The organism is Promicromonospora sp. NPDC110617 (assembly GCF_055598465.1).
On the sequence record NZ_JBVKBM010000002.1, the window covers coordinates 192,945 to 219,350 of the forward strand.

Consider the following 26,406-nt stretch of genomic DNA (forward strand, 5'->3'; position numbering starts at 1 on the left):
AGTGCTCACCTCGGGTGCGGCGGGCTGACCGACGGCTGGGGAGTGCTCAGCTGTTTTCGAGCTCGTCCATGAGCTCCTGGAGCTCAGGGTCCATGGTCGCGCCCGAGTCGCCGAGCTCCTGCTCGTAGCTGTCCTGGAGCTCCTGCTCAAAGCTGTCCTGGAACGCCGGGTCGTTGACCGCCGTGGCCGCGAAGATCGCGCCGACGACAAGGAAGCCGACTACCACCGTGGTCCACGCGATGCCGACCCAGCCAGTCACGATGCCCACGAGGCCCATGGCGCCGTTGTCGGCCTGGCCCTCCTGCTGGGCCTTGCGGCTCTTGTGACCGGTGATGATGGCCGCGATACCCGTGAGGATGCCGCAGCCCAGCACCGCCAGGATGCCCAGCACGAGCGACCACACGCCGAGGTTGTTCTTCGGCAGCGGCGCACCGTAGGCGGGCTGACCGCCCTGCGCGTAGACCGGCGGCTGCTGCTCGTACGGCTGCGCCCCGTACGGCTGCTGCCCGTACGGCGCCTGCTGGTACGGCGCGGGCTGGCCGGGGGCGGGCTGGCCGGGCACCGAGCCCGGCGCGGGCGTCGCCGGCTGTCCCTGCTCGGGCGGCTGCTGCGGCGGGTCGTAGGGCGACTGGCCGCCGTCAGGCTGGGTCATCGTGCTACCTCTCTGCTTTGCGGTGAGCCGGGGGACGGGTCCGGCCCGGAGGTGCCAAACCTACAGGTAGGACGCCCCGCGCGGCAGGAAAACCGCGCGGGGAGACCTACCCGTGTTCGCGCGTGCGCAGGGTCAGTAGTTCCAGTCGTTGGGGTCCATGTCTCCCCAGCCGTTCATGCCGCCGGAGATGAGCCCGACCGCCAGCGCGATGACGAAGAACACGATGGCGAGCACGACCAGCGCCACGTTGATCCAGCCCAGGATCAGACCCGCGGTGCCCATGCCGCGATTGTTCGCCAGGCCCTCGTCGGCGGCCCTGCGGCTCATGGTGCCCGTGATGATCGCCGCGATCCCGAGCAGGAGCGGGCAGAACACGTAGCTGAGGATGCCCGTGATCAGGGCCCACACGCCCAGGTCGTTCTTGGGCGGCGTCTGCCCGTACCCGTACTGGGGCGCGGCGGTCGGGCCGCCGGGCTGGCCGTACGGCGTCGGGACACCGTGCTGTCCGTACGGCGCGTTCGGGTCGGGTCCGGGGTGCGGGGCATGGCCCGGGCCCTGCGAACCGGGCTGCTGCGGTCCAGGCTGGTGCGGGGTCGGCTGGTGCGGAGCGGGCTGCTGTCCGCCGGGCTGCTGCGGGGGCTGCTGCTCCGCGCGGTACGGCTCGCCCGGAAGAGGCTGCGTGGGTGTCGGGTCCGAACCCTGCGCGGGGGTCGACCCGGGCAACGGCTGCGTAGGCGGCGTCTCCGGCTGGGGATCGCGGGGATCACGGGGATCGCGCGGCGTACCGCCCTCGTTCTCGGTCATGAGGCTGCCTTCCCTTCCAGTTCAGGGAGCGGGGAGCACCGGGACCGGTGCCCCACCTCCACCTAAGCAGGGATGACGTGGACCTGCGCGGGCGACAGGGCCTTCACCCGCGGCGCCAGGTCTCCACCTCGTGCGCCAGCACGAAGCCCAGGCGCTCGTAGACACGACGCGCGGGCGCATTGTCGTCGTAGAGGCCGAGCGTCACGAGCCCGCGCTCCGCGACGCCGTCCGCCGTCATCCGGGCCGTCAGGGCGCTGCCCAGCCCCTGCCCCCGGCACGCCGGGTCCGTCCCGATCGACCCGAGGTGGACGGAGCCGGTCGAGATCGGGGTCGCCGATCCGACGGCGACCAGCGCACCGGCGCGCGCCCCGAGGGACGTCGCCGGGGCACGCACCCCGTACCACCGGGCCTGTCGTGCCCGCGGTCCCGTCGCGCCGGACCGCGTGCGCGGGTTCGCCCGGGCGAGCAGGTCGACGATCTCGTCGGTGTGCCGGTCCAGGTCAAGCACCTCGACGGCCGGCGACCCGGCGCGCTCGGGCGGCGCCGTCTCGGTGACCATGCGGTCCCAGGTGGAGTCCCGCGCGAGGCCCCAGCCGGCGAGGGTCGCGCCGGCCAGGGCTCCGGTACCGCGGGTCACGGTGGCGGCCACGACGTCGCCGTCGGGCACCACCGTGGTCAGCAGGCGCGCCAGCCGGCCGGCCCGGCCGACGGCGTTGAGCCACCGGCCGGGCCGCTCCCCCGTCGGGTCGGCGAGCTCGACGACGGCGGCCGCGCCGGCGTCGTCCGGACCCGTCCCGTCCGTCCAGGTCCGCGTGACCTCGAAGAAGTCGGAGCGCGCCCGGTGGAAGACGTGGTCGAGCCCGTGGCCGCCGAGCCGCGTCACGCCGTGGGGGCCGCCACGGGTGCGACCTCGGGCGTGAAGTCCACGCCGGCCTCCTTGCGCTGCTCCGGCGTGATCGGCGCCGGCGCCGCCGTCAGCGGGTCGAACCCGCCGCCCGACTTCGGGAACGCGATGACGTCGCGGATCGAGGCCGACTTCGTCAGCAGCGACACGATGCGGTCCCAGCCGAACGCGATGCCGCCGTGCGGCGGGGCGCCGAACGCGAAGGCGTCGAGCAGGAAGCCGAACTTCTCCTGTGCCTCCTCGTGCCCGATGCCCATCACCTCGAAGACGCGCTCCTGCACGTCCCGGCGGTGGATACGGATCGAGCCGCCGCCGATCTCGTTGCCGTTGCAGACGATGTCGTAGGCGTAGGCCAGGGCCTCGCCCGGCTCCTTCTCGAACGAGTCGATCCACTCGGGCGTGGGTGACGTGAACGCGTGGTGCACGGCGGTCCACGCGGACGAGCCGAGGTCGACGTCGTCGTCCTCGCCGGCCGGCTTGAACAGGGGCGCGTCCACGACCCACACGAAGGACCAGGCGTTCTCGTCGATGGCGCCGGTCTTGTGCGCGATCTCCAGCCGGGCGGCGCCGAGCAGCGCCCGCGCCTCCGACGTCTTGCCCGCGGCGAAGAACACGGCGTCGCCGGGCTGCGCGCCGGTCGCGGCGGCAAGGCCCGCACGCTCGTCGTCGGACAGGTTCTTGGCGACCGGGCCGCCGAGCTCGCCGTCCTCGGTGAACGTCACGTACGCGAGGCCGCGGGCGCCGCGCTGCTTGGCCCACTCCTGCCAGGCGTCGAACTGGCGGCGCGGCTGGGCCGCCCCGCCGGCCATGACGACGGCACCCACGTACTCGGCCTGGAACACGCGGAACGGCGTGTCCGTGAAGTAGTCGGTGAGCTCGACGATCGGGTTCTCGAACCGCAGGTCGGGCTTGTCCGTGCCGTACAGGCGCATGGCCTCGTGGAACGTGATGCGCTGGATGGGCGTCGGGATCTCGACGTCGACCAGGGCCCACAGGGCCTGGAGGATCTTCTCGCCGAGGGCGATCACGTCCTCCTGGTCCACGAAGCTCATCTCGACGTCGAGCTGTGTGAACTCCGGCTGGCGGTCGGCGCGGAAGTCCTCGTCGCGGTAGCAGCGCGCGATCTGGTAGTAGCGCTCCATGCCGCCGACCATCAGGAGCTGCTTGAACAGCTGCGGCGACTGCGGCAGCGCGTACCAGGAGCCGGGCGCGAGGCGCGCGGGGACCAGGAAGTCGCGGGCGCCCTCCGGGGTGGACCGGGTCAGGGTCGGCGTCTCGATCTCGACGAAGTCCTGCTCGTCGAGCACGCGGCGCGCGGCCTGGTTCGCCTTGGCGCGCAGGCGCAGGGCGTGCGCGGGGGCCGGACGGCGCAGGTCGAGGTAGCGGTGCTTGAGGCGCGCCTCCTCGCCGATCACCTCGGTGTCCGCGAGCGCCGTGGACACCTGGAACGGCAGCGGCGCGGACTCGTTGAGGGTGACGACCTCGGTGGCGACGACCTCGATCTCGCCGGTGGCGAGGTTGGCGTTGGCGTTGCCCTCGGGACGGCGGCCGACCTCGCCGGTGACCTGCAGCACGAACTCGGCGCGCAGCGGGTGGGCGATCTCCTCGTCGCGGATGACGACCTGGGCGATGCCGGACGCGTCACGCAGGTCGATGAACGCCACTCCCCCGTGATCACGGCGGCGGTCGACCCAGCCCGTGAGGGTGACGGTCTGGCCGATGTGCTCGGCCCGCAGTGAGCCGGCCGTGTGGGTGCGGAGCACGAAGAAGTCCTTCCAGCGTGGGTTGAGGGTCCCGAGAATTCTAGTCACCGCCGGGGGTCCTTCGCGCCGCCGGCTGTGGACGACGCCGTGGCGCCGCAGCCTGGCGCGTAGCCTGACGCCCATGGCCAGGACTATCGCGACCACCACGACCGTGACCCGGGACGAGCTGCTGGACTTCCTGCGCTCGCGCCACGACGGGATCCTCGTGACCAGCAGGGCCGACGGCGCCCCGCAGCTGAGCCCCGTCACGTACGGGGTGGACCCGCAGGGCCGCGTCGTCGTCTCGACGTACCCCGAGCGGGCCAAGGCGCGGAACCTCAAGGCGCGGCCCGCGGCGTCGTTCCTGGCGCTCGGCGAGGACTTCGGTGGTGCCTGGGTTCAGGTGGACGGGACGGCCGAGGTGCTGGACGTCCCCGAGTCGGTGGAGCCGTTGGTGGACTACTTCCGCGCGGCGGCCGGCAAGGAGCACCCCGACTGGGACGAGTACCGCGCGGCGATGGTCGAGCAGGGCAAGTCGCTCGTGCGGATCACCATCGAGCGCTGGGGCCCGGTGGCGACGGGCGGGTTCCCGGCGCGTCTCGCGGAGGGGTGACCTGCTCGTCGCCACCGTGGCCTAGCTCTTGTCCTGGGCTTTCTCGGCCGCCTCGTCCGTCGTCTGGCCGCCCAGCCGGATGACGGCCTTGTAGGTGAGCCAGGTGATGCCGGCGCAGGCAAGGCCCGCGGGCAGGACCACGCCGAGCGTCGGCCAGTCCGGCTCCCCGTCCAGCAGGCTGCCGACGAAGCCCAGCAGGAGCGCGCCGGAGAAGAGCGTGCCGCCGACCGCGGCGAGCAGCACGAGGGCCAGGGCGAGGACGACCACGACCTTCCCGATCGCGAGGGCGAGCAGGCCGGTGGTGCGCGCAAGGCCGTCCTCGTCCACCTCCCGGGCCGCGCGGGCCTGGCTCGCCTGCTTGATGACCTCCTGGTCCGGGCGCCCGGGCGCCTCCGGACGGGGTACGGGCACGACGAGGCCGGCGTCCACGTGCTCGTCCACGAGCCGTCCGAGGTCCGCGACGCGGAGATCGTCGTGCAGCGTCGGTTCGAGCGGGACGCGTGCCCCGTCCAGGCCGACCAGGAGCCGCCCGCCGTCCGGGTAGGCGATCAGGGCCGCCGTCTCGTCGAACCGGACGGTGGTCGTGCGCCGCCCGTCGCGGAGCGTGACGCCGTGCTGCCCGACCCTGATGGTCGCGTCCACGTCGATGCGCTCGAAGGCCGTGCCGGGCAGCGGTTCGCCCGCGCCGCGCCGGAGCACCTCGGTCCCGGCCCAGCCGGACCCGACGGGCGTCACCAGCAGGCCGGAGTCCCAGGCCTGGCGGGCCAGGGCGACAACATCGGCCGCGGTTACCCGCGCCACGGCGGACCGGCGCTCGCCCGGTGCGGGGACCGGTCGGCCGAGCAGGGTCAGGACGGCGTCGTCGTAGAGCCACATGGCGTCCTGGTGCGGTTCCTCGTACGCCGCCAGCAGGTGTGCGCGCGCCGACTCCAGCTCGTCGTCGGCCACCACGAACCGCAGCCGCCCGAGCGTGTCCAGGAACTCGCCCGTCGCCTGAGCGGCGGTCTCGGGCCGGAGCCCAGCGGCGATCTGGAGGCTGGCCTGCCGCCCGTCGAGCGTCCCGATCACCGCGGACACGTCGTACGTCCAGCCGTGGTCCTGCCGCAGCCCCTGGAACAACGCCCGGCGGGCGATCTCGGCGAGAACCGTCAGCGCCGGGGTGTCGGGCACGACGGCGTCCCACAGGACCCGCGGGCCGCCGGCCAGCGCCTCGGCCGGGAGCGAGGCCGGCGGGCCGTCGACCTCGGGCGGCGGCAGCACCGTGCCGGTCGGACCGGCAGGCAGGGCGAGGTCCAGGTCGAGGGCGGTCTCCCCCGTGACCCACACGACGGCGTTGGCCGCGGTGAACCGGTCACGCGCCCAGGCCCGCAGCTCGTCGTCCGTCACCCGGTGCAGCCCCAGGAACTGGCTGGGCCCGAGGCCGTAGCCCCTCAGCCCGAACCGCCAGGGCGCCACGGCGCCGTCGTCGGTGCGTTCCTCCAGCGCCCGGCTCTCCGTCGCCCGGTGCCGGACCGGCAGGTCGGCCAGGGCCAGCGAGAGGTCACGGAGCGTGCTGCGCACGCGGTCGTCAGAGGCGCTCACCTGGACGTGGGTCAGGGTGGGGCCCACCGAGGCGGAGATGTCCAGCCCGGGGCGTTCGACCGCGCGCAGGGCGAGGGCGACTACCAGCGCGGTGGTCCCGCTGGCCGGCAGGGTCTCGTCGGCGTACCCGACGCGGAACACCAGGCCTCCCACGGTGCGGCCGGGCCGCTGTGCGTAGAGCTCCCGGGCGCGGGTCGGGGTCGTCGCGGTCATCGGTCCTCCTTCGGGTGTCGCCTCTTGATCAGCCCGAACGTCGCCCAGACGAGGGCGAGCACGGGCAGGAAACCCAGCGAGAGGTCGACGTCGAAGGCCTCTCGGAGGAGCACCTGGCCGCCCCCGAGGACGAGCAGCCCGGCGACCCACAGGCCCGCGACGAGAGCGACCGTCGCGGGGACGGAGCGTGGCCCGGCGTCCTTGGTCACCCGCTGCCGCTTCGACGGCTTCTCGGGCGAACTGGGTCGTGGCACCGGGATGTCGCCCGCGTCGCGCGCTGGCAGCTGCACGACGACGTCGGCGGGTACGTGCGTGTCCACGTGCTCCGCGACCGCCTCGGCGCTCAGGCCCTCGTACAGGGTTGGTTCGATCGCCACCCGGAACCCGTCGGCGCCAGTGAGCGCGCGTGCGCCGTCGGGCACGGTCTCCAGCAGGACGCAGCCGGCGAACCGGACCACGACGATGCCGGCGGCCGTGACCAGGCCGACGCCGTCCGCGGCGAGGACGAGCGAGACGTCCGGGTCGTCGATCCGCGGGAACGTGCGCCCGTGGATGGTCCCGGCGGACCATTCGGGGGCGGGGACGATCCCCGCCCAGTCGAGGGCACACGGCCCGTACCAGAGGGCGCTGTCCCACAGCTCGCGGGCGACGCCTCGGACGTCGTCCGCCGTGACCTGGTCGACCCGGGCGGCGATCCGCGCGGGCCCCTCGAGCGGGCGCCCGGTCACCGCCCGGTAGGCCAGCGACGGCAGCAGGTCGGCCGGAGGCGCCGCCGCGATCTCGGACAGCTCCTCGGCCACCGTGGCTCGCGCCGCGGCCAGGTCGTCCGGCGCGACGTGGGAGCGGAGCCCGTTCAGCGCGTCGGCGAGGCCGCCGACCGCCGCGTCCGGGCGGGCCTCGGCCTGGACCAGCACCGACAGCCGCGTCCGTCCCTCGTCCAGGACGTCGTGGGAGACGTCCGCCGTGGTCGCGATGTCGGCGTCCCGGCGCAGGTCACGGTGCAGGACCTCGCCGATCACGTGGGTCGCCACGTCCGCGGCGGCCCCGCGGGTCACCAGCGCGTCGAGCGCCACGCCGTCCCGCAGGCCGCTCAGGTAGGCCGGGGTTCTGTGGAGCACGTCGCTGACCGCGGGCGGAGGCATGCGCCGCCCTGAGGGCAGGGTCAGGTCGAGACCGTCCGGCACCGCGTCGGCGGTGATCCAGGCGACGGCGTTCTCCCGCGTGAACCACGTGGCCGCCCAGTCGCGCACCTCTTCGGCGGTGATCCGGTCGAGCCCGCGCTCGCCGTACCCCAGGAGCCCGTGGTCGCGGGCCCCGTGCCGGTTCAGCCGGAGGCGGCCGGCGACCCCCGGGTTCCGTCCGTCGCCCTCGGAGCGCAGGATGTCCTTCTCGGTCTCGATCCGGTCGAGCGGCAGGTCGCGCAGCGCCGCGCAGACGTCGTTCAGGTAGCTCACGACGTCCCCCGCGGTACCGGACACGTGGAAGAGCGTCACGTCGGAGCGGGTCTGTCCGTTCAGGTGCGCCTCGCTGAGCACCTGGGTGCCCAGGGCGAGGTGCTCGATCAGGTGCGTGATGCCCGAGAGTGCCAGCGTCTCGTCCGCCGAGCCGACCCGGAACACGATCCCCGCACCGACGTTCCCCTCACGTGGCGCGAGCAGGACCGGCACCCCGTCGACCTCGGTCGCGGTGACACCCGGGAAGTCCGCCAGGTCCGGGAGCGTCCGGGCGGTCATGCCCGCGCGCCCGAGCGTGCGGCCGCCTTCGCAGCCGCGTCGCGGTGCTTGCGGTACAGCCGCTCGGCCCCGGGCTCGTAGTAGGCCCAGCTGCCCTGGACCGGGGTGTCACCGAGCGCCTCGAAGTGCGGCCACGCCTCGGCGGGCAGCTCGGCGAGCGAGAAGAACAGCGCGAGGTTCGCGTGCACGGTAGCCGTCGCCGCGGTGCGGACATGGTCGGGGTGCAGCACCGTGCTCGCGGCCACGCCGCGAACCCGGTCGATCATCTCGGGCGGTGTGGTCTTCTCGCCGTCGACGTACCGCTCGATCGCGAGGTCGACGACGAGGGCGGGGCCAAGCGCCCCGGGCGCCGCGCCGTCGGCGCACTCGGCGACGAACCTCGACGCCTCCTCCCACGACCCGCTCCACTTGGGCAGGACCTGCTGGAGGTAGACGCGCTGGGCCCCGACCGCCCCCGGGGCGAGCGCCGCGAGGCGGTCGTACCGACGCCGTGCCTCGCCGTGTCCCAGCTCCAGGCCACGGGCCGTCGTGATCCGGGCCTCCCAGGCGGGCACGAAGCCGGGGTGCTCCGCGCACACGTCGAACAGCAACCGTTCTGCCCGCCGCAGCCAGTCGTGGAACTGCTCGAACTGGCTCGCCGAGACGTGCTCGGCGCGGGCGTGCGAGCGGATCGACCAGCCGACCACGACGTAGCGCAGCGCGCGCAGCGTCCGGGCGAGCGGCGTGCCGTCATCGGCCGCGTCGATCGCCGCGGTGAGCGGAAGGTGGTTCTCCTCGGAGGCGTCGCCACAGATCTCCCACAGCGCGGCGATCACGTCGTCGTGCGAGGTGAGACCGCGGACGACGGCGAGCGCCGCCGCCGGGTCGCGCGCGTCACGGGCCGCCCGCAGGGCAGCGCCGTCGGGCACGTGGGCCAGCGGGTCGAAGAAGGTCGCGGTCGGCGCCGCGTCGCGTGTGGTGGCCATCGGTTACCTGTCCGGGGAGGTCGTGATCTGGGGGGGCGTCGGTGCCCGACCGGAGATTACTGGCGCCGCGGGCGCCGGCCGGGCGAAATCGGGCCGCGACGCGGGTGAACTTCCCGAAAGCACCCGGAACGGTCATCTCGCCCCAGGGCGAGGGAGCGCGGGCACGGCACCGGACCTGCGACCATGAGCGGGTGCGAGAGATCAGGCAGAGCCGCAAGCTGAAGTCCGTCCGGTACGACGTCCGGGGTCCGATCCTGGAGGAGGCGTACCGCCTGGAAGCCGAGGGTCACAAGATCCTCAAGCTCAACATCGGCAACCCCGCGCCGTTCGGCTTCGAGGCGCCCGAGGCGATCCTGGCGGACATGATCCACCACCTGCCGCAGGCGCAGGGGTACAGCGACAGCCGCGGCATCTACTCGGCGCGCACGGCCGTGGCGCACTACTACCAGTCGCACGGCATCGACACGCACGTGGACGACGTCTACATCGGCAACGGCGTCTCCGAGATGATCAGCATGGTGCTGCAGGCCCTGATCGACGACGGCGACGAGGTGCTGGTCCCGGCGCCGGACTACCCGCTGTGGACCGGCGCGGTGAGCCTGCAGGGCGGCACCCCGGTGCACTACCGCTGCGACGAGGCCAACGGGTGGAACCCGGACCTGGAGGACATCGAGTCCCGCATCACGCCCGCCACGAAGGCGCTCGTGATCATCAACCCGAACAACCCGACCGGCGCGGTGTACAGCGAGGGCACGGTCAAGGGGCTGGCGGACCTGGCGCGCAAGCACGACCTGGTGCTCCTGAGCGACGAGATCTACGAGAAGATCCTGTTCGACGGCGCCACCCATCACCACACCGCGACGTTCGCCGCCGACGACGTCCTGTGCATCACGTTCAGCGGCCTGTCCAAGGCGTACCGCATCTGCGGCTACCGCTCGGGCTGGGCCATGATCTCCGGCCCCAAGCACCGCGCCGCCGACTTCATCGAGGGCCTCACGCTCGTCTCGAACATGCGCATGTGCGCCAACGTGCCGGCACAGCACGCCATCCAGACGGCGCTGGGCGGCTACCAGTCGATCGAGCACCTGATCGAGCCCGGCGGCCGGTTCTACGAGCAGGCCATGCTGGCGGACAAGCTGCTCAACGAGATCCCGGGCGTCACCTCGGTGCGACCGCGCGGCGCCCTGTACTGCTTCCCGCGCCTGGACCCCGAGATGTACCCGATCAAGGACGACGAGGCCTTCGTGATCGGCCTGCTGCGCGCCAAGAAGATCCTCGTGACGCACGGGAGCGGCTTCAACTGGCCCGAGCCCGACCACTTCCGCCTGGTGACGCTGCCCGACGTCGACGTGCTCACCGAGGCGATCGGCCGCATCGCGGAGTACCTGGAGGACGTGCGGGCCTGACCCCTCCGGTCGGCCTCCCCTCGCGGACGCTCTCCCCTTTGAGGCCTGAGTTTCTTCGCTTTGCTGCCGCGCAAAGCGAAGAAACTCAGGCCTCAAAGGGGAGAGCGTCCGCGGCGTCGGCCAGGCGGGCGTGGACGTGCATGTCGTGGTGGCCGTCCGCGTGCCGCGCGGCCCCGCGACGGGTCCCCTCCGCGGTGAACCCGGCCTTCTCCGCCACGCGGCAGGACGCCGGGTTGAGCGTCGAGTGCTCCAGCTCCAGCCGCCGGAACCCGACGCCGAACGCCCAGTCGCTCGCCGCCGTGACCGCCTGCGGCGCGACGCCCCGGCCCCGGGCGGCCGGGACGGTCCAGTAGGCGATCTCGGCGACGCCGTCGAACAGGACGAGGTCCTTCAGGGCGAGCCGCCCGAGCAGCGTCCCGTCCGCGGCGGCGACCGCCCACTCCAGACGCCGCTCCTGCGCCCACGCCCGCTGCCAGCCTGCGATCATCCCGCGTGCCTCGTCCGGGGAGTCGACCCGGCGCACGTGCCAGCGCTGGATGTCGGGGTCCGCGTACGCGGCCTGGAGGGCGACGGCATCCGCGTCGCTCCAGGGCCGTAGCCGTGCGCCGTCCCGGACCGGCAGCGTGGGTTGCGCCAGCTCCGCCAGGGTGCCCGGGGTGATCGTGTACGGGGCGAGCTCAGCCATGCCGACACGATAGGTCCCGCCCGCCGATGACGGTCTGCGATTCCAGCGACGAGGACCGGACCGCCGTGCCGGGACCGGCCCACCGGTCAGGGAGCGGCGTGGACGTCGCCCGTGCGGGTGATGGCGAGCAGGTGTGCCCGGGCCTGGCGCACCACCGGGTTGGCCACGGATCGGGCGGCGAGCTCGATCAGTGCGACCAGGTCGGCGGACCGGGCGAGGTCGACGGCCCGACGCCGGTCGGTGGCGCCGGCGCCCGCGCCGACGGCTTCGGACCAGCCGTCCAGGACACTCTCGGCGTAGGCCGGTTCCCGGTCGAAGCGCAGCAGGTTGCCCAGGTCGGTGGCCGGGTGCCCCGCGTGTGCGAACTCCCAGTCGAGCACACCCGTGACCTGGAGCGTGGCCGGGTCGACCAGCACGTTCTTGGGGTTCAGGTCGCTGTGCACCAGGCAGGGCGCGGCCCCCTCCAGGTCGACGACGGCCCGCTCGGCAACCTTCCGCAGACCGGCGACCTCGCCGTCGGACCAGCCGGCCTCGGCCAGGCCCGGCGCGTGCCTGTCGACCCAGTCGGGCAGCCAGAGGTCGAACGGTTCGATCCGCAGGTCCGCGCCGGCGAACAGGCCGGTCCGCGGCATCGGCGTCGCGGCGAGCGTTCCCGCGACCTGGCCGAGCGATCGGCCCAGCACCCCGAGATCGTCCTCGGTCAGGCGTCCCCTTTTCCGCGGTCCGCCCGCCGGCCGGCCACGCTCCCTGCGCTCCGCGACCAGGCGCGCCAGGACGAGGTCGCCCCGCTCCCCCGGCAACAGCTCGGTCACGAGCAGCCCGGGCAGCACCCCGTCGCCGTCGTGCACCTCGCGGACGGCCGGCACCGACAGGACGGCGCGGACCCGGTCGAGCAGTGCCGCCTGGATCCGCGCGGCATGAGGGGCGTGCCGCGCGTCGGCGAAGAACCGGGCCACGAGCCGGTCCCCTTCCCTCGCCCCGCGCGTCGGGGTCGCGAGGAACGTCTCCCCGGACCACCCGCCCGTCAGCGGCTCCAGGAGGTACCCGGGCAGGCGCGGGTCGACGCGCGGGGTCGGGGGCTGCATCAGAAGAGGGTCTCGTTCCCGACGTCCGCGCCGATGGACGCCGCGCCGACGCCGTCGGACCGCACGCCGGTGAACGCACCACGCGGGTAGTCGCCCTCGGCGTGCTGGTCGTCCGTCAGGTCCCCGGACGCGGCGCGTGTCCGGTGCATCGCGGCACCGCCCAGCCCGCGCTCGTGGATCAGCGGACGCACGCGCTCCCAGAGCCAGTCGCGGTAGCCCCTGTGCGCGTAGGCGCCCCGCGCATAGACACGGCCGTAGCCCTCCACGAGGTGCGGGTGGTCCCGTGCGAGCCAGCCCAGGTACCACTCGCGGGCGCCGGGCCGCAGGTGCAGCGGCAGCACGGTCACGCCGGTCGCGCCCGCCTCGACCAGGTTGTCGAGCAGCCGTTCGAGGTGCGCGAGCGAGTCGGTCAGCCAGGGCAGCACCGGCGCCACCATCACGCCGCACGGCAGGCCGGCCGCCCGGATCGCGCGGATCAGGTCGAGGCGGGCCTTCGGCGTCGGGGTGCCGGGCTCGACGGCCTGCTGCAGCTCCCTGCCCGACGGCGTGTCGGCGAACGCGAGCGAGACGCCCAGGCCGACGTCGACCTTGCGGGCGACCTCGGTGATCAGCGGCAGGTCGCGCCGCAGCAGCGTGCCCTTGGTCAGGATCGAGAACGGCGTACCCGAGTCCGCGAGCGCCGAGATGATGCCGGGCATGAGCCGGTAGCGCCCCTCGGCCCGCTGGTACGGGTCGGTGTTGGTGCCGAGCGCGACGGCCTCGTGGCTCCAGGTGCGCTTGGCCAGTTCGGCCCGCAGCACCTGGTCGGCGTTGACCTTGACGACGACCTGGGAATCGAAGTCGTGGCCGGCGTCGAGATCGAGATATTCATGAGTATTTCGGGCAAAACAGTAATGACAGGCATGACTGCATCCACGGTACGGATTCACCGTCCAGCGGAACGGCATCTGGGAGGCCGCCGGGACCTTGGACAGGGCGCTCTTGGCCAGCACCTCGTGGAAGGTCACGCCCGCGAACTCGGGCGACCGGACGGTGCGCAGCAGCCCGGCGCCGCGCAGCGCGGGTAGTTCGAGCCCGGGCAGCGCGCCGTCGTCGTCGTTCGAGATCGCCTGCCCTTGCCAACGCATGATCCGATTCGAACACTCGTTCGAGGATGCGTCAAGCTGTCCACAGGTTCGCGGGGACGGGTTCGCCGGGGACGAGCCCGTCAGGGCAGCGGCGCCTCGCACGTCGCCGCCGGGACCCCGTCGCCCGACACCACGACGTGCGCGCTCCACTGCGCACGCTCGGACGCGGACAGGGCGCGCGGTGGCTCGACGGCGAGCGTTCCGGCGCCGGGAACGGCGTCGCGGACGGTCGGGTAGGCGACGCCGGCGGCGTCGGTGAAGGTCACCGCGACCGCCGTGCCGACCGGCGCCGCGACCGCGAGGTGGTCGCGCGGGTCGGGCAGGCGCAGACCGAGGACGTCGCGGTACTGGTCCACCCAGCCGGCGGACACGCCGGCCGGGCAGGCGAGCGCGGCCTGCTCGGCCTCGACCGGGCTGAGCGCGAGCACCGCGGTGGATCCGGCGAGGCTCGCACCGAGCACGATAGCGGGCGCGGAGAACCGGCGCCGCGCCCGGCTCGGCGCCTGCAGCCGGTTGTCGTCAGGGGCGCCCGCGTGCTCGCGCACCGTGCGATGCGGGTTCCGCGCCCATCTCGTGCGGACCAGCCTCCCGGCAGCCCGGATGCGACGTCGTCTCATGGGCGCCGTGCTTGGCGCACCGGCCGCCCCCGTCACGCCGACGAGCGACTGTTCCCAGTGCTCACCGAGCACCCCGTCGTCGACGCGTCCCGAACCTGTCATCGGCTGTCCCCTCGGCCCGCCGCGGGCCGGGAGGCGGCCGGCGGCGTCATTCACATACGGGGTCTCATCGACCCGACGCGAGGCTATCCGAAGGCACGTTCAGGACTCCGGGCAAACCGGACAACGTGCTCCAGTTCACCCACGGGGTCACCCGCGCGGCACGACCCGCGGCCACCGATCCTCGGCCGGCGGGGCCCACGACGAGGCGTCGGCGTCGACCTGGTCGCCGGACCGGATGTCCTTGACCTGGTCGGCACGCACGACGCCGTCCTCCCCCGCGGAACCCGGGAACCAGACGAACGGGATGCCGCGCCGGTCGGCGTACTTGATCTGCTTGCCGAACCGCGCGGCGCTCGGCGCGACCTCCACCGGGATGTCCCGGGCGCGCAGCGCGGCCGCCACGGCGTCGGACGTCGCGCGCTCCTCCTCGGTCGACACCGCGACCAGCACGGCGGACGGCACCGAGCGCGTCGCCTCCACCAGGCCGGCGGACAGCAGCCGCGAGACGAGGCGCGAGACGCCGATCGACAGGCCGACGCCCGGGTAGGTGTTCTTGCCGTCGGACGCGAGCGTGTCGTACCGGCCGCCCGAGCAGACCGAACCGAGCTGCTCGTGCCCCACCAGCACCGTCTCGTACACCGAGCCCGTGTAGTAGTCGAGGCCGCGGGCGATCTTCAGGTCCGCCACGACCACGCCCGGCGCCCGCTGCGCCGCCGCGGCGATCAGCGCACCGAGCTCGGCCAGGCCGGTCTCCAGGAGCTCGGTCACGGCACCGTACGACTCCGCGAGCGCCCGCACCTCGTCGATCACGCCGACGTCGGAACCCGAGATCGACGCGAGCGCCAGGCACGCCTTGGCCTGGTCGTCGGTGGCTCCGCACTCGGTCACGAGCAGCTCGGAGACCTTCTCGGGGCCGATCTTGTCGAGCTTGTCGATCTGGCGCAGCACGCCCTCGACGTCGTCCAGACCGACGCCGCGGTAGAAGCCCTCGGCGACGCGGCGGTTGTTCACCAGGATGCGGACCGGCGGCAGGCCGATCTCACCCAGCGCGGCGAGCGCCTCGGCCATGACCAGCGGGGCCTCGACCTCGAAGTGGTACGGCAGCTCGCCCGCGCCGACGATGTCGATGTCGGCCTGGACGAACTCCCGGAAGCGGCCGTCCTGCGGGCGCTCGCCGCGCCACACCTTCTGGATCTGGTAGCGGCGGAACGGGAAGGCGATGCGCCCGGCGTTCTCCAGCACGTAGCGCGCGAACGGGACGGTCAGGTCGAAGTGCAGGCCGAGCTGCTTCTCCGCCCGCTGCTGGTCGAGCTTGTCGAGACCCTCCTCCTGGAGGCGGGACAGGACGTAGACCTCCTTGGAGGTCTCACCCTTGCGCAGCAGCTGGTCCAGCGGCTCGACGGCCCGCGTCTCGATCCCGGCGAACCCGTGCAGCTCGAAGGTGTGCCGCAGGGTGTCGAGGACGTGCTGCTCGACGATGCGACCGTCAGGGAGCCATTCGGGGAAACCGGAAAGAGGAGTGGGCTTTGCCATGCCTCAGATCTTCCCACGAGCGGCGAGGTGTCAGCCCGGGTTTTCCACAGCCTGGTCGACCAGCCCGGCGAGCACGTCCAGCTCGCCCCGCTCGTGCCACGCCAGCCGGCGCAGCACCTTCACGGTGGTCCAGCTCCCGTGCTCGGGCCAGGCGCGGGACAGGTCCGGCGCCATCATGGCGACCACACGCTGCACGTGCGCGCCGGACTCCTCGAGCTCGGTCACCACGTCGTCCGCCCGCGCCCGGGCGGGCAGCCCCAGCAGCGGCAGGTAGTAGCGTGACTCGGTGTCCGCGATGTGGAACGCGAGCTGTTCCACCGTGTGCCAGGAGGCGTAGGCCGGCAGCCGTCGTCCGGGGTCGCGGTAGCCCAGCACGCCCGGCGGGGCGGCCCGGACCAGGTCGAGCGTCCTGGCCCGGGTGCGGGCCAGGATCGCGAGCGTCGCCCCGCGCTCCGTGTCCGACGCCGGCGCCAGGTCCCGCTCGAACACCGTCTCGTCCCCGCTCTCGGCCCGGTCCACCCGTTCGACGACGTCGATCGAGCCCGCCCCCGAGCCGTCGGCGCCGGGCCCGCACCGCTCGGCGAGGTCGGCCAGCGCGGCGTCGTCGTCGGGCCCCTGGCCGCACACGCCCCAGTGGGCCAGGTCGAACGTCCACGCGGCGGACCAGCCGTCCTCGGCCATCCCCGCGCGCGTGTCGACGTACACCCTCACGCGCGGTCCGCGGCGAGGAACGGGTTGGTCGCCAGCTCACGGGCCACGGTGGAGGCGGGGCCGTGCCCCGGGACGACGGCGAGCGCAGGTTCGAGGCCGCGGACGACGTCACGCAGGGTCGCGCCCATCTCCTGGTCCGAACCGCCGTGCAGGTCGGTGCGGCCTATCGAACCCGCGAACAGGACGTCGCCCGTCAGGACCACCTCGTCGTCGAGGCGGTAGAGGGTGGACCCCTCGGTGTGGCCCGGCGCGTGCACGGCGTGCAGCGTGACGTCGCCGAACGCGAGCTCGGCGGACCCGTCGGGCGTGGCGAACGGCTCGACCAGGTCGGGGGCCCGGTAGTCGTCGCGGTGCAGCCCGAGCGCGGCCTCCAGGGCGGGGCTGAGCGTGCCGAACGGGTCGGCCAGGCGGTAGGCGTCCGCCTCGTGCAGGCGCATCGGTATGCCGTAGCGCGCGCACAGGGCCCCGGCGTCCCAGGTGTGGTCGGCGTGGCCGTGGGTGGCGAGGACGGCGCGCGGCTTCAGGCCGGCGTCGTCGAGCAGGCGCCCGACGGCGTCGGCGACCCCCGCTCCGGCGTCGACCACCACGCAGTCGGCGCCCGCGGACACGACACAGCAGTTGGTCCCGAAGACCGGTGCGACCACGACACGAAGCTCCACGCGACCCACGCTAACGGCTCGCGTCGGCCCTGGCAGAGGCTTCTTCACCCGTCGGCGGAGGCGCTCAGACAGTATGACCTGGCATCCGATGCCTACACTGTCCCCGCACGGGGTGATTCGCCCCGGATCCATCAGGTGAATCGGTCCAGCGTGACCGCGCCCCGGGTCGGGGTGAGCACGAGAGAGCACGGGGAAGGGAACGCGGTGGCTTCCACCAAGCAGCGGCAGCGCGCGCAGCAGGCCAGGCAGGCCGACAAGCGGGCGCAGCGGCAGGCGGCCAAGCGCGCGCAGAAGCAGCGCCTGTGGACCCTGGTCGCACTGTTCACGGTGCTGGCGCTCGTCGGCGCCTTCGTGGTCGCCGCGCTGGTCAACTCCGGTTCGCCCGAGGCGGGCGACGACACCGAGGCGGGGGCGGGCACCGAAACCTGCCCGGCCGGCGTCGAGGAGGCGCGGGACACCTACGAGCTCGCCGACCCGTCGGTCGCCGAGGACCGCACCTGGACCGTCACGCTGCAGGCCTGCTCGGGCGACACGACCGCCGACATCGTGCTCGAGCTCGACGGCGCGGCCGCGCCGCAGGCCGTCGCCAGCTTCGTCACGCTCGCCCAGGGCGGCTACTTCGACGGGACCGGCTGCCACCGCCTCACGACGCAGGGCATCTTCGTGCTCCAGTGCGGCGACCCGACCTTCACGGGCTCCGGCAGCCCGGGCTACTCCTTCGGGCCCATCGAGAACGCCCCGGAGGACGACCTCTACCCCGCCGGTACCGTCGCGATGGCGCGGCGCGGCGGCGACGCCGAGTCCATGGGCTCCCAGTTCTTCCTCGTCTACGAGGATTCGACCATCCCCTCCGACGCAGCCGGCGGGTACACGGTCTTCGGCACGATCACATCCGGCCTGGACTTTGTCCAAGCAGTCGCTGACACGGGCGCGGTAGACGGAGCACCAGACGGTGAGCCTGCCACCCCGGTCACCATCGAAGGAGTTGAGACCCAGTGAGCGAACCCACTTCTCGCTCGACCGAGCCCGTCCAGCAGGACGCGCCCGTCGAGCCCGTGGCCGAGACTCCGACCGCAGCCGAGGCACCCGCCGAGGCGGTCAGCGAGGCGACCGAGGCATCCGCCGGGGCGGACGCGACGGAGGACGCCGCCGAGGCGACCCCCGAGGCCCCCGCCGAGGAGCCGGCCGCCGCGGAAGCTCCCGAGGTTCCCGCGGAGGACGCTCCCGCCGAGGAGGCGCCGGCCGCGGAAGCCGAGGCTCCCGCTGAGGACGCCGCCGCGACCGAGGTCGCCGCCGAGGAGACTCCTGCCGTCGAGGCCGACGCCGCTGCCGAGGAAGCCGCTCCCGCCGCCGAGGAACCGGCCGAGGAGGCCGCTGCGGACGAGACTCCCGCCGTCGTGACCCAGGCACCTGCCGAAGAGGCTCAGGCCGCGGAGGCCGAGGCACCCGCCGAGGAGACCCCGGCAGCGGAGCCCGCGGCCGAGGAGACCCCGGCCCCCGAGGCCCCCGCCGAGGAGGCTCCGACCGCGGAGGCCCCCGCCGCGGCTGCCGCCCCGGCGCCGAAGCCCGCCGCCCCGAAGCCGTCGGCGATCCCCTCGCCGTCCGCGCTCGCCCGGCCGCGTGCGCCCAAGCCGGGAACGCCGTCCGCCCCCGTGGCGCAGGCCGCCCCGGCGGCGGCGCCCGCACCTGTGGTGCCCGCCGCCGCGGACGCCGTCGCGCACGCCGAGGCGGAGAAGTTCGGCCGTGTCGACGACGAGGGCAACGTCTACGTCAACGACGGTGACGGCGAGCGCGTCGTGGGCCAGTTCCCCGGTGTCACCACCGAGGAGGCGCTCGCCCTGTACGTGCGCCGCTACCTGGACCTGAGCGCGAAGGTCGGCCTGTTCGAGGCCCGGCTGGAGAGCGCGGACCTGTCCGTGCGCGAGATCGACCAGACGCTGCAGAAGCTCGGCGAGGAGACCGCCGAGCCCGCCGCCGTCGGCGACCTGGCGGGCCTGCGGACCCGGGTCGAGGCCCTGCGGGGTCGTGCCGCGGAGCGTCGTGCCGCCCTGGAGCAGGCACGCTCCGCCGCCAAGGCGGAGGCCGTCGCGTCGCGCACCTCGATCGTGGAGGCCGCCGAGAAGATCGCGGCGACCGACCCGAGCAAGATGCAGTGGCGCCCGGCGGGCGAGGAGCTGCGTGCGCTGCTGGACCGCTGGAAGGACGCCCAGCGCTCCGGGCCGCGCATCGACCGCCCCACGGAGGAGTCGCTCTGGAAGCGGTTCAGCCACGCCCGCACGGCCTTCGACCGCGAGCGCCGGCACTTCTTCGCTGACCTGGAGCAGCGCAACAGCGCCGCGAAGACGGAGAAGGAGAAGCTGGTCTCCGAGGCGGAGGCGCTGTCGAACAGCACCGACTGGGGCTACACCGCGGGTGCGTACCGCGACCTGATGACGCGCTGGAAGGCGGCGGGACGGGCGTCCCGCAAGGACGACGACGCGCTGTGGGCCCGGTTCCGGGCCGCGCAGGACCGGTTCTTCCAGGCCCGGGACGCCGAGAACGCGGTGATCGACGCGGAGTACGGCGAGAACCTGAAGGTCAAGGAGGTCCTGCTGGAGGAGGCGGAGGCGCTGCTCCCGGTCAAGGACCTGAACAAGGCCAAGGCCGCCCTGCGCAGCCTGCAGGAGCGCTGGGAGGAGGCCGGCAAGGTTCCGCGCGGCGACATCCAGCGCATCGAGGCCCGTCTGCGTGCGGTCGAGACCGCGGTCCGCGACGCCGACCAGGCGCAGTGGAAGCGCACCAACCCGGAGACGCGTGCGCGCGCCGAGGGTGCGGCGGCGCAGCTCGAGTCCGCGATCGCGGGTCTCGAGGCGGACCTGGCGGAGGCGCAGGCCAAGGGCGACAAGCGCAAGGTCGCCGAGCTGGAGGCCGCCGTGGCGGCCCGCCGCTCGTGGCTGGAGCAGGTCGTCAAGGCCGCGGAGGACTCCCGGGGCTGAGCTTGTCCACAGCGGGCCCGGTCGCGCTCTGCGCGACCGGGCCCGCTGCGCGTAGGTTCTGCGCATGCCGTTCCCGTCCCTCGCCGCGCTCCTCGATTCGGAGCCGACGGCGCCGCCGCTGGTCGTCACCCCGGCGCACGTGGGCGGGCCGGTGGCGTGGACGGAGCTGCGGCGGGCGGGCGCGCTCGTCGAGCTGCACGACGGCGCGGCGGTCGCCGCGGGTTCGGCGGTGGGTCCGGTGCACCGCGCCCTGGCGCTCGCGCGCGAGGTGCCCGCGCGCTGCGTCCTGGGCGCCGCCACGGCCGCGTGGGTCCACACGGGCCTGTACGACGGCGTCGGGGTGCCGTCCTGGCCGGAGGGCGCTCCGGTCGAGCTGGCCTACTCCCCCGACACCCACCGGCCCGTGCCGCGCCCCGGGCAGGTCGCGCGGCGCGCGCCCGGTCTCGGGCGGGACACCGAGCACCTTGCGGGGGTGCCCGTCACGAGCCGGGCCCGGACCGCCGTCGACGTCGCCTGTACCGCTACGCCGGAGGCCGCGGTGCCCGTCCTGGTGGCCCTCGCACGCGCCGGGGCGGACCTGGCACAGGCCGCCGCCCTGCTGGACCGGCGGGCCCGCGTGGTCGGCCGGCCGGCGGCGCACCGGGCCCTTTCTGCGGCGCGGGAGCTGCTGGCGGGCTAGGTTCGGTCCATGGCCGGATCCAAGACACCCGCTGTGGAGCTCGACGTCGCGGGCCGTACCGTGCGCGTGACGAGCCCGGACCGCGTCGTCTTCCCCCGTGGCATCACCAAGCTCCAGGTCGTCGAGTACTTCGTCGCCGTCGCCGACGGCATCACCGGCGCCCTGCTGCACCGCCCCACCACGCTGGAGCGGTGGCCCAAGGGGTGGCACGAGGGCGCGCACCTCGCCACGCGCATGCCCAAGCCGGACGACCCGAAGGGGGACGGCTTCTACCAGAAGCGCATCCCGCGGGGCGCGCCGGGCTACGTGGAGACCGCGACCATCGCGTTCCCGTCGGGCCGGACGGCGGACGAGGTCTGCCCCACGGAGCCCGCCGTGGTGGCGTGGGCGGCCAACATGGGCACGCTCACGTTCCACCCCTGGCCGGTGCGGCGGGACGACGTCGAGGCGGTCGACCAGCTCCGTATCGACCTGGACCCGCAGCCCGGCACCGACTTCTCCGACGCCGCCGCCGTGGCGCCGCACCTGCGCGAGCTGCTCGGCGAGCTGGACCTGCGGGGGTACCCGAAGACCTCCGGTGGCCGGGGGCTGCACGTGTTCGTGCCGCTGGAGCCACGGTGGACGTTCATCGAGGCGCGGCGGGCGACGATCGCGATCGGGCGCGAGCTGGAGCGCCGGCTCCCCGGCCAGGTCACCACACGCTGGTGGAAGGAGGAGCGCGGCGAGGCCATCTTCGTGGACTACAACCAGATGGCGCGCGACCGCACCATCGCCTCCGCGTGGTCGATCCGGGCGAACGGCCGCGCGACGGTCTCGATGCCCCTGGACTGGGACGAGGTGGCCGACGTGCACCCCGACGACTTCGACGTGCTCACCGCGCCCGGCCGGTTCGCCGAGCGCGGCGACCTGTTCGCCGCCCTGCGCGCCGACCGGGACCCGGCGCTGGACTGCTCGCTGGACGCCGCCCTCGACCTGGCGGCGCGCGACGAGTCGGACGGGCTGGAGGACCTGCCCTACCCGCCGGAGTACCCGAAGATGCCGGGCGAGCCGAAGCGGGTCCAGCCCAGCCGCGACAAGGACCGCGACCGGAGCAAGGACGCCGCCGCGGGCTGACCCGCCCCCGGCCGCGCCGCGGCCTGTACGGCCGCCGCGGCCCGTGCGGCCGTCAGTGCGACCGCAGCGCCTTGATCAGGTCGTCCTTGCGCATCGTGGACCGGCCCTCGATGCCGATCTCGGCGGCCCGCTTGCGCAGCTTGTCGACCGTCCAGTCGTCGTAGTCGCCGGACTTTCCGCCCTTGCGGCCGACACTCTTGCGCGACGTGTTCGCCGCCGCGTTCGCGATGCGGGCGGACTTCTCCTTGGAGCTGCCCTCGTCGCGGAGCTTCTCGTACAGCTCCTTGTCCTTGACGCTCGGTCCGGGGTCACGCTTCGGCATGGTTGCTCCTCCCGACGGTGCTGGACGTGCATCTCCCACCCTCGCCCGATCTCACCCCGCTCGCACGTGCGCGGACCGATGAGTCCGGCGCGGTTCCGGCGTCGAACGGGCATGGGAACGCTGCGCTACACCGCGAACATGTCCGCCGACGGGTACACGGTCGACGCCGAGGGAAGCTTCGCCTTCACGCAGCCGACCGACGAGATGCTCGCGTTCATCAACGAGAACGAGGCCGACTGCGCCGTCTACGTCCACGGCCGGCGCATGTACGAGACGATGGTCTACTGGGAGACGCACGACCCCGGGCCCGACCCCAACCCGCACACGGCCCGGTACGCGCAGATCTGGCAGGGCGTCGACAAGATCGTCGCGTCGTCGTCCCTGCCGCAGGACGCCGTGACGTCCGCCCGGACCCGGCTCGTGCGTGACCTGCAGCCCGGCGAGCTGCGGCGCATCGTGAACTGCGCGCCCGGCGTCGTCTCCATCGGCGGGCCCACCGTGGCCGCGGAGTTCATCCGGCAGGGTCTCGTGGACGACTTCCGCTTCGTGGTCTACCCCGAGGTCGTGGGCGGCGGGCTGCCGGCCCTGCCCCGGGACGCCCGGCTGCGGCTGCGCCTCGTGGACTCCCGGACCTTCGACAGCGGGTGCGTCTACCTGCGCTACGCGCCGCGCTGAGGCAGGCTCGTACCCGTGACCACACTCAACCTGCCCGTGCAGCCCCCGGTCCGGCCGATGCTCGCCAAGAGCGTGCCCTCGGTGCCTGCCCAGCCCGCCGGCGACGACGCCGGCCCCGCGTACGTCTACGAGCCCAAGTGGGACGGGTTCCGCGCCATCGTCTACCGCGACGGCGACGAGGTACGCATCGACTCCCGCAACGCCAAGCCGATGGAGCGCTACTTCCCGGACGTCGTCGCCGCCGTCCGCGAGGCCCTGCCCGAGCGGTGCGTGGTCGACGGCGAGATCGTCATCGCCCAGCGGCCCGGCCACGGCGCCGCGCACCTGAACTTCGAGCTGCTGTCCCAGCGCATCCATCCCGCGGAGTCCCGCGTGAACATGCTCGCCGAGACCACCCCGGCCGCGCTCGTGGTGTTCGACGTGCTGGCACTCGGCGACGACGACCTCATGGACCGGCCGCTGACCGAGCGGATCGCAGCCCTGGACGGCCTCGGCCTGACCGGTCCGCTGGTGTTCGCGACGCCCCGCACGCAGGACGCCGCAGAGGCCGCCGAGTGGTTCGGGTCGTTCGAGGGCGCGGGCCTGGACGGCGTCGTCGCCAAGCTCGCGGACGGGCCGTACGCGCCCAACAAGCGCACCATGCTCAAGATCAAGCACACCCGGACCGCGGACGTCGTGCTGGCGGGCTACCGGCTGCACAAGACATCGACGCCGCAGGAGCCGCTGCTCGGCTCGCTGCTGCTGGGCCTGTGGGACAAGACCGACGACGGCCCGCGCCTGCAGTTCGTGGGCGTGGCGGCGTCGTTCCCGGCCACCCGGCGCGCCGAGCTGATCGCCGAGCTCGCGCCGCTCGTCGTGGAGCCCGGGACGCCCGCGGCCGAGGAGCACCCGTGGCAGGGGTGGACCGACCCCACGAAGGCCGAGGCAGGCGACCGCCTGCCCGGCGCGCAGTCGCGCTGGAGCTCGGGCAAGGACCTGTCGTTCACCCCCCTGCGGCCCGAGCGCGTGCTCGAGGTGGGCTACGACCACATGGAGGGCTCCCGGTTCCGGCACACATCCCAGTTCAAGCGCTGGCGCCCGGACCGCGAGCCGGCGTCGTGCACGTACGAGCAGCTCGAAGAGCCGGTCAGCTTCGACCTGGGCGAGCTGCTGCCGGGGGCGCCGGGGACTGCCTGACACCGCCCGCGGACCGCTCGACCGCCACGGCCACGCCGTCCAGGACGGTCTCCAGCCCGAACCGGAAGTCGTGGTCCGGGTCCTCGGGCGCGACGTCGTCCGGCGGCTCCTGCTCGAACAGCCCCGACCCGAACAGCGCCGCCACCTCGGGGAACCGGTCCGGGCGCACCAGGCGCGCCATCGCGCGGCCGTACTCCTGCTCGGACTGCGCCTGGTCCAGGCCTGAGCCCGCCCGCGCCGCGGACAGGTCCGCCGCGAGCTGCGACGCCGTCCGCACGTACCCGCTCACCAGCGTCACGACCCCCACCTTGGCCGCCCAGTCGAGGTCGGTGCCGCGCAGGGCCGCCAGGCCCGCGTCCATCCGCGCCAGGCCGTGCGGGCCCGACGGCGGACCCTGGACCGGCAGGTGCACCAGCCACGGGTGCCGCAGATACATGGCGCGCACGTCGGCCGCCCAGCGGCGCAGCGCGGTGCGCCAGGCCGGGCCGTCGCCGGCGTCCCCCGCGGCGTCCGCCTCCTCAGCGCCCGACGCCGGGTCGGCGCCCGACGCCGCGTCGGCGGGCGCGCTCGCCTGGTCCGCCATGAGCACCAGCAGCTCGTCCTTGGACCCCACGTAGCGGTACAGCGACATGGGTGTGACGCCGAGCTCCTCGGCCACCTTGGGCAGCGTGACGCCGGCCAGGCCGTCGCGGTCCGCACGCCCGATCGCCGCGGCGACCACCTGGTCCACGTCCAGGACCGCGCGGCGGCCCAGCCGGGACGACGTCCGCAGGCGCCAGAGCCGCGCGAGACCGGCGGGAACGTCGTCCGCGGCGGGGAGCGTGCCGTCGTCGTCGGGCAGGCCGCCACCCGGCGGGGTCTCGGGATCCGTCACGTGGCTCATGATCACACGTCCTCGCTGCTGCCGGGTCCGGCGAAGCATCCGGCACTTATTACTGTACGTCTTATAGTTTCATGAGTATGTTAATGCCGCGCGCGTCACCACACCCACCCACGCACCCGAGGAGACACCCATGACGACAGCCGCGGACCCCGCCGGCGCCGCTCCGGCGTCCGGCACCCGAACCGAAGCCCACACCCGTGGCCCCGTGCGCCGCGCGGAGCGCGCGCTCGCCCCCGACCTCGCCCGGGGCGCGATGCTGCTGCTGATCGCGCTCGCGAACAGCATCGGCGTGTTCTTCGCGAACGCCCCGGGCCTGGACCCCACGCCGCACGGCGCCGAGCGCCCGTGGATCGTGCTGCTGTTCCTGTTCGTGCACTCCCGGGCGTTCCCGCTGTTCGCCTTCCTGTTCGGCTACGGTCTGGTCCAGCTCGCCGCCCGACAGGACGCCGCCGGCGCCACGCCCCGGGAGGTCCGCCGCATCCTCGTGCGCCGCAACGCCTGGCTGCTGGCCTTCGGCGCGGTGCACGGGCTCCTGCTCTACTCCGGGGACTTCCTCGGCGCGTACGGCCTGGTCGGCATCGCGTTCACGGTGCTGCTCCTGCGCCGCTCGGACCGGCTCTACCGGTTCGTCCCGGTGCTGATCGCGTTCGAGGTGCTCGCGTCGCTGACGCTGCTCGCGCTCGTGACGCTGCGCCTGGTCTCCCCCAGTCCGGCCGGTCCGGCCGACGCCGCGGCCGTGCCGACCAGCCCGATGCCGTCGGTGCTGGCGCCCACGTTCCTCGACGGCGTCGTGGCGCGCCTGGGCGAGTGGCCGGCCCACACCCTCACGGTGCTGCCCTTCATCCTGTTCGTCTGGATCGGCGCGTGGGCCGCGCGGCGGCGCATCCTCGAGCGGCCCGGCGACCACCTGACGCTGCTGCGCCGGGGCGCCGTCGGCGGGCTGACCGTCGGCGCCCTCGGCGGCCTGCCGATGGGCTTGCTCGCCGCAGGCTGGCTCACGGTCGACGGCGGTACGGCCGGCCTGGTCACCACGCTGTACAACGCGTCGGGCACGCTCGGCGCCATCGGCTGGACGTGCCTGTTCGGCCTGCTGGCGCACCGCATCACGGTCTCCCGTGCCGCCCTGCCCGCAGACGACCGGGCCGCGGCCGGCGGCCGGATGACCGCCCTGGTGGACGCCGTGGCCGCGCTCGGGCGCCGGAGCCTGTCCGGCTACCTGGTCCAGTCCGTGGCGTGGCTGGTGCTGGCGGCCCCGTTCCTGCTGGACCTGCCGCGGCACACGGCCAGTCCCACGTTCGCCGCGGCGGGTTGCGCGGTGGCGGTCTGGGCCCTGACCGTGGTCGGGGCCGCGGCGCTGGAACGGCGCGGCGACCGGGGCCCCGCCGAGAACCTGTTGCGCAGGCTCACCTACGGGCGACGCTGACGGCAGCCATCGCAGGTTGGCCGAGCCG

Annotated in this window: 25 protein-coding genes; 9 read left to right on the forward strand and 16 right to left on the reverse strand. The window is 73.9% G+C overall.

Annotated elements, in window-relative coordinates; translation table 11 throughout:
- Positions 1–46: 46 nt before the first annotated feature.
- The 4 genes from ACZ7LE_RS11655 to aspS all read right to left on the reverse strand — a co-directional run bounded on the left by ACZ7LE_RS11655 (position 47) and on the right by aspS (position 4,123).
- Positions 47–652: a DUF4190 domain-containing protein gene (locus tag ACZ7LE_RS11655; protein WP_470403444.1), complete on the reverse strand. Its 606-nt coding sequence runs from the start codon at positions 650–652 to the stop codon at positions 47–49.
- 132 nt (positions 653–784) lie between these two features.
- Positions 785–1,456: a DUF4190 domain-containing protein gene (locus tag ACZ7LE_RS11660; RefSeq protein ID WP_470403445.1), complete on the reverse strand. Its 672-nt coding sequence runs from the start codon at positions 1,454–1,456 to the stop codon at positions 785–787.
- 103 nt (positions 1,457–1,559) lie between these two features.
- Positions 1,560–2,339, reverse strand: a complete 780-nt coding sequence (locus ACZ7LE_RS11665) for a GNAT family N-acetyltransferase (RefSeq protein WP_470403446.1) — start codon at positions 2,337–2,339, stop codon at positions 1,560–1,562.
- Positions 2,336–4,123: an aspartate--tRNA ligase gene (aspS, locus tag ACZ7LE_RS11670; RefSeq protein WP_470404540.1), complete on the reverse strand. Its 1,788-nt coding sequence runs from the start codon at positions 4,121–4,123 to the stop codon at positions 2,336–2,338. Before aspS ends, ACZ7LE_RS11665 begins: the two co-directional genes overlap by 4 nt.
- A gap of 121 nt (positions 4,124–4,244) precedes the next feature.
- Here aspS and ACZ7LE_RS11675 point away from each other — a divergent pair, with 121 nt between their 5' ends.
- Complete coding sequence (locus tag ACZ7LE_RS11675; RefSeq protein WP_470403447.1) at positions 4,245–4,715, forward strand: PPOX class F420-dependent oxidoreductase; 471 nt, start codon at positions 4,245–4,247, stop codon at positions 4,713–4,715.
- Positions 4,716–4,736: 21 nt separating this feature from the next.
- Here the strand turns inward: ACZ7LE_RS11675 and ACZ7LE_RS11680 are convergent, their stop codons facing one another.
- From ACZ7LE_RS11680 to ACZ7LE_RS11690, 3 genes are read right to left on the reverse strand one after another with little or no spacing between them, the layout of a single operon-like run.
- Complete coding sequence (locus ACZ7LE_RS11680) at positions 4,737–6,509, reverse strand: M16 family metallopeptidase (RefSeq protein WP_470403448.1); 1,773 nt, start codon at positions 6,507–6,509, stop codon at positions 4,737–4,739.
- A complete protein-coding gene (locus ACZ7LE_RS11685) occupies positions 6,506–8,242 on the reverse strand; it encodes a M16 family metallopeptidase (protein ID WP_470403449.1) in 1,737 nt (578 codons plus the stop codon). Before ACZ7LE_RS11685 ends, ACZ7LE_RS11680 begins: the two co-directional genes overlap by 4 nt.
- On the reverse strand, positions 8,239–9,207 hold the full coding sequence (locus ACZ7LE_RS11690) for a hypothetical protein (RefSeq protein ID WP_470403450.1): 969 nt from the start codon (positions 9,205–9,207) through the stop codon (positions 8,239–8,241). The genes ACZ7LE_RS11685 and ACZ7LE_RS11690 overlap by 4 nt, the downstream gene beginning before the upstream one ends.
- A 191-nt stretch (positions 9,208–9,398) precedes the next feature.
- Here ACZ7LE_RS11690 and ACZ7LE_RS11695 point away from each other — a divergent pair, with 191 nt between their 5' ends.
- Positions 9,399–10,613, forward strand: a complete 1,215-nt coding sequence (locus tag ACZ7LE_RS11695; RefSeq protein WP_470403451.1) for a pyridoxal phosphate-dependent aminotransferase — start codon at positions 9,399–9,401, stop codon at positions 10,611–10,613.
- Between the two features lie 85 nt (positions 10,614–10,698).
- On the opposite strand, the gene ACZ7LE_RS11700 is transcribed toward ACZ7LE_RS11695, so the two are convergent.
- From ACZ7LE_RS11700 to ACZ7LE_RS11730, 7 genes are all read right to left on the reverse strand, one after another.
- Positions 10,699–11,298, reverse strand: a complete 600-nt coding sequence (locus ACZ7LE_RS11700; protein ID WP_470403452.1) for a GNAT family N-acetyltransferase — start codon at positions 11,296–11,298, stop codon at positions 10,699–10,701.
- Positions 11,299–11,384: 86 nt separating this feature from the next.
- The gene (locus ACZ7LE_RS11705) at positions 11,385–12,383 is read right to left on the reverse strand and encodes a phosphotransferase family protein (protein ID WP_470403453.1); all 999 of its coding nucleotides are present in this window, start codon (positions 12,381–12,383) and stop codon (positions 11,385–11,387) included.
- The gene (locus tag ACZ7LE_RS11710) at positions 12,383–13,510 is read right to left on the reverse strand and encodes an Rv2578c family radical SAM protein (protein ID WP_470403454.1); all 1,128 of its coding nucleotides are present in this window, start codon (positions 13,508–13,510) and stop codon (positions 12,383–12,385) included. The genes ACZ7LE_RS11705 and ACZ7LE_RS11710 overlap by 1 nt, the downstream gene beginning before the upstream one ends.
- An 80-nt stretch (positions 13,511–13,590) precedes the next feature.
- The gene (locus ACZ7LE_RS11715; protein WP_470403455.1) at positions 13,591–14,229 is read right to left on the reverse strand and encodes a hypothetical protein; all 639 of its coding nucleotides are present in this window, start codon (positions 14,227–14,229) and stop codon (positions 13,591–13,593) included.
- Between the two features lie 147 nt (positions 14,230–14,376).
- Positions 14,377–15,762: a histidine--tRNA ligase gene (hisS, locus tag ACZ7LE_RS11720; RefSeq protein WP_470403456.1), complete on the reverse strand. Its 1,386-nt coding sequence runs from the start codon at positions 15,760–15,762 to the stop codon at positions 14,377–14,379.
- A gap of 30 nt (positions 15,763–15,792) precedes the next feature.
- Positions 15,793–16,473 (reverse strand): DinB family protein, encoded by a 681-nt coding sequence (locus ACZ7LE_RS11725; RefSeq protein ID WP_470403457.1) that lies wholly within the window; start codon positions 16,471–16,473, stop codon positions 15,793–15,795.
- Complete coding sequence (locus ACZ7LE_RS11730) at positions 16,470–17,132, reverse strand: MBL fold metallo-hydrolase (protein ID WP_470403458.1); 663 nt, start codon at positions 17,130–17,132, stop codon at positions 16,470–16,472. Before ACZ7LE_RS11730 ends, ACZ7LE_RS11725 begins: the two co-directional genes overlap by 4 nt.
- A 204-nt stretch (positions 17,133–17,336) precedes the next feature.
- Here ACZ7LE_RS11730 and ACZ7LE_RS11735 point away from each other — a divergent pair, with 204 nt between their 5' ends.
- The 4 genes from ACZ7LE_RS11735 (at position 17,337) to ACZ7LE_RS11750 (ending at position 21,899) form a co-directional block, all read left to right on the forward strand.
- Positions 17,337–18,131 (forward strand): peptidylprolyl isomerase, encoded by a 795-nt coding sequence (locus ACZ7LE_RS11735; protein WP_470403459.1) that lies wholly within the window; start codon positions 17,337–17,339, stop codon positions 18,129–18,131.
- The gene (locus ACZ7LE_RS11740; RefSeq protein WP_470403460.1) at positions 18,128–20,107 is read left to right on the forward strand and encodes a DUF349 domain-containing protein; all 1,980 of its coding nucleotides are present in this window, start codon (positions 18,128–18,130) and stop codon (positions 20,105–20,107) included. Before ACZ7LE_RS11735 ends, ACZ7LE_RS11740 begins: the two co-directional genes overlap by 4 nt.
- A 64-nt stretch (positions 20,108–20,171) precedes the next feature.
- Positions 20,172–20,786: a hypothetical protein gene (locus tag ACZ7LE_RS11745; RefSeq protein WP_470403461.1), complete on the forward strand. Its 615-nt coding sequence runs from the start codon at positions 20,172–20,174 to the stop codon at positions 20,784–20,786.
- Between the two features lie 9 nt (positions 20,787–20,795).
- Positions 20,796–21,899, forward strand: a complete 1,104-nt coding sequence (locus ACZ7LE_RS11750) for a DNA polymerase domain-containing protein (RefSeq protein ID WP_470403462.1) — start codon at positions 20,796–20,798, stop codon at positions 21,897–21,899.
- Positions 21,900–21,951: 52 nt separating this feature from the next.
- On the opposite strand, the gene ACZ7LE_RS11755 is transcribed toward ACZ7LE_RS11750, so the two are convergent.
- Complete coding sequence (locus ACZ7LE_RS11755) at positions 21,952–22,221, reverse strand: DUF7218 family protein (protein WP_470403463.1); 270 nt, start codon at positions 22,219–22,221, stop codon at positions 21,952–21,954.
- 111 nt (positions 22,222–22,332) lie between these two features.
- Here ACZ7LE_RS11755 and ACZ7LE_RS11760 point away from each other — a divergent pair, with 111 nt between their 5' ends.
- Together ACZ7LE_RS11760 and ACZ7LE_RS11765 are read left to right on the forward strand one after the other, a co-directional pair.
- A complete protein-coding gene (locus tag ACZ7LE_RS11760; protein ID WP_470403464.1) occupies positions 22,333–22,896 on the forward strand; it encodes a dihydrofolate reductase family protein in 564 nt (187 codons plus the stop codon).
- A gap of 57 nt (positions 22,897–22,953) precedes the next feature.
- On the forward strand, positions 22,954–24,072 hold the full coding sequence (locus tag ACZ7LE_RS11765) for an ATP-dependent DNA ligase (RefSeq protein WP_470404541.1): 1,119 nt from the start codon (positions 22,954–22,956) through the stop codon (positions 24,070–24,072).
- On the opposite strand, the gene ACZ7LE_RS11770 is transcribed toward ACZ7LE_RS11765, so the two are convergent.
- Complete coding sequence (locus ACZ7LE_RS11770; RefSeq protein WP_470403465.1) at positions 24,023–24,955, reverse strand: TetR/AcrR family transcriptional regulator; 933 nt, start codon at positions 24,953–24,955, stop codon at positions 24,023–24,025. The two genes, ACZ7LE_RS11765 and ACZ7LE_RS11770, sit on opposite strands and share 50 nt — an antisense overlap.
- Before the next feature lie 130 nt (positions 24,956–25,085).
- On the opposite strand from ACZ7LE_RS11770, the gene ACZ7LE_RS11775 reads away from it, so the two are divergent.
- Entirely contained in the window at positions 25,086–26,378 is a 1,293-nt protein-coding gene (locus tag ACZ7LE_RS11775; RefSeq protein ID WP_470403466.1) for a DUF418 domain-containing protein, read from the forward strand.
- The last annotated feature ends 28 nt before the right edge of the window (positions 26,379–26,406 follow it).

Coding starts and splice junctions, on each gene's coding strand:
- ACZ7LE_RS11655 (WP_470403444.1), bottom strand. CDS start 652: ATGACCCAGCCTGACGGCGGCCAGTCGCCCTACGACCCGCCGCAGCAG.
- ACZ7LE_RS11660 (WP_470403445.1), bottom strand. CDS start 1,456: ATGACCGAGAACGAGGGCGGTACGCCGCGCGATCCCCGTGATCCCCGC.
- ACZ7LE_RS11675 (WP_470403447.1), top strand. CDS start 4,245: ATGGCCAGGACTATCGCGACCACCACGACCGTGACCCGGGACGAGCTG.
- ACZ7LE_RS11680 (WP_470403448.1), bottom strand. CDS start 6,509: ATGACCGCGACGACCCCGACCCGCGCCCGGGAGCTCTACGCACAGCGG.
- ACZ7LE_RS11685 (WP_470403449.1), bottom strand. CDS start 8,242: ATGACCGCCCGGACGCTCCCGGACCTGGCGGACTTCCCGGGTGTCACC.
- ACZ7LE_RS11690 (WP_470403450.1), bottom strand. CDS start 9,207: ATGGCCACCACACGCGACGCGGCGCCGACCGCGACCTTCTTCGACCCG.
- ACZ7LE_RS11700 (WP_470403452.1), bottom strand. CDS start 11,298: ATGGCTGAGCTCGCCCCGTACACGATCACCCCGGGCACCCTGGCGGAG.
- ACZ7LE_RS11705 (WP_470403453.1), bottom strand. CDS start 12,383: ATGCAGCCCCCGACCCCGCGCGTCGACCCGCGCCTGCCCGGGTACCTC.
- ACZ7LE_RS11710 (WP_470403454.1), bottom strand. CDS start 13,510: ATGCGTTGGCAAGGGCAGGCGATCTCGAACGACGACGACGGCGCGCTG.
- ACZ7LE_RS11715 (WP_470403455.1), bottom strand. CDS start 14,229: ATGACAGGTTCGGGACGCGTCGACGACGGGGTGCTCGGTGAGCACTGG.
- hisS (WP_470403456.1), bottom strand. CDS start 15,762: ATGGCAAAGCCCACTCCTCTTTCCGGTTTCCCCGAATGGCTCCCTGAC.
- ACZ7LE_RS11745 (WP_470403461.1), top strand. CDS start 20,172: ATGCCGTTCCCGTCCCTCGCCGCGCTCCTCGATTCGGAGCCGACGGCG.
- ACZ7LE_RS11750 (WP_470403462.1), top strand. CDS start 20,796: ATGGCCGGATCCAAGACACCCGCTGTGGAGCTCGACGTCGCGGGCCGT.
- ACZ7LE_RS11755 (WP_470403463.1), bottom strand. CDS start 22,221: ATGCCGAAGCGTGACCCCGGACCGAGCGTCAAGGACAAGGAGCTGTAC.
- ACZ7LE_RS11760 (WP_470403464.1), top strand. CDS start 22,333: ATGGGAACGCTGCGCTACACCGCGAACATGTCCGCCGACGGGTACACG.
- ACZ7LE_RS11765 (WP_470404541.1), top strand. CDS start 22,954: ATGCTCGCCAAGAGCGTGCCCTCGGTGCCTGCCCAGCCCGCCGGCGAC.
- ACZ7LE_RS11770 (WP_470403465.1), bottom strand. CDS start 24,955: ATGAGCCACGTGACGGATCCCGAGACCCCGCCGGGTGGCGGCCTGCCC.
- ACZ7LE_RS11775 (WP_470403466.1), top strand. CDS start 25,086: ATGACGACAGCCGCGGACCCCGCCGGCGCCGCTCCGGCGTCCGGCACC.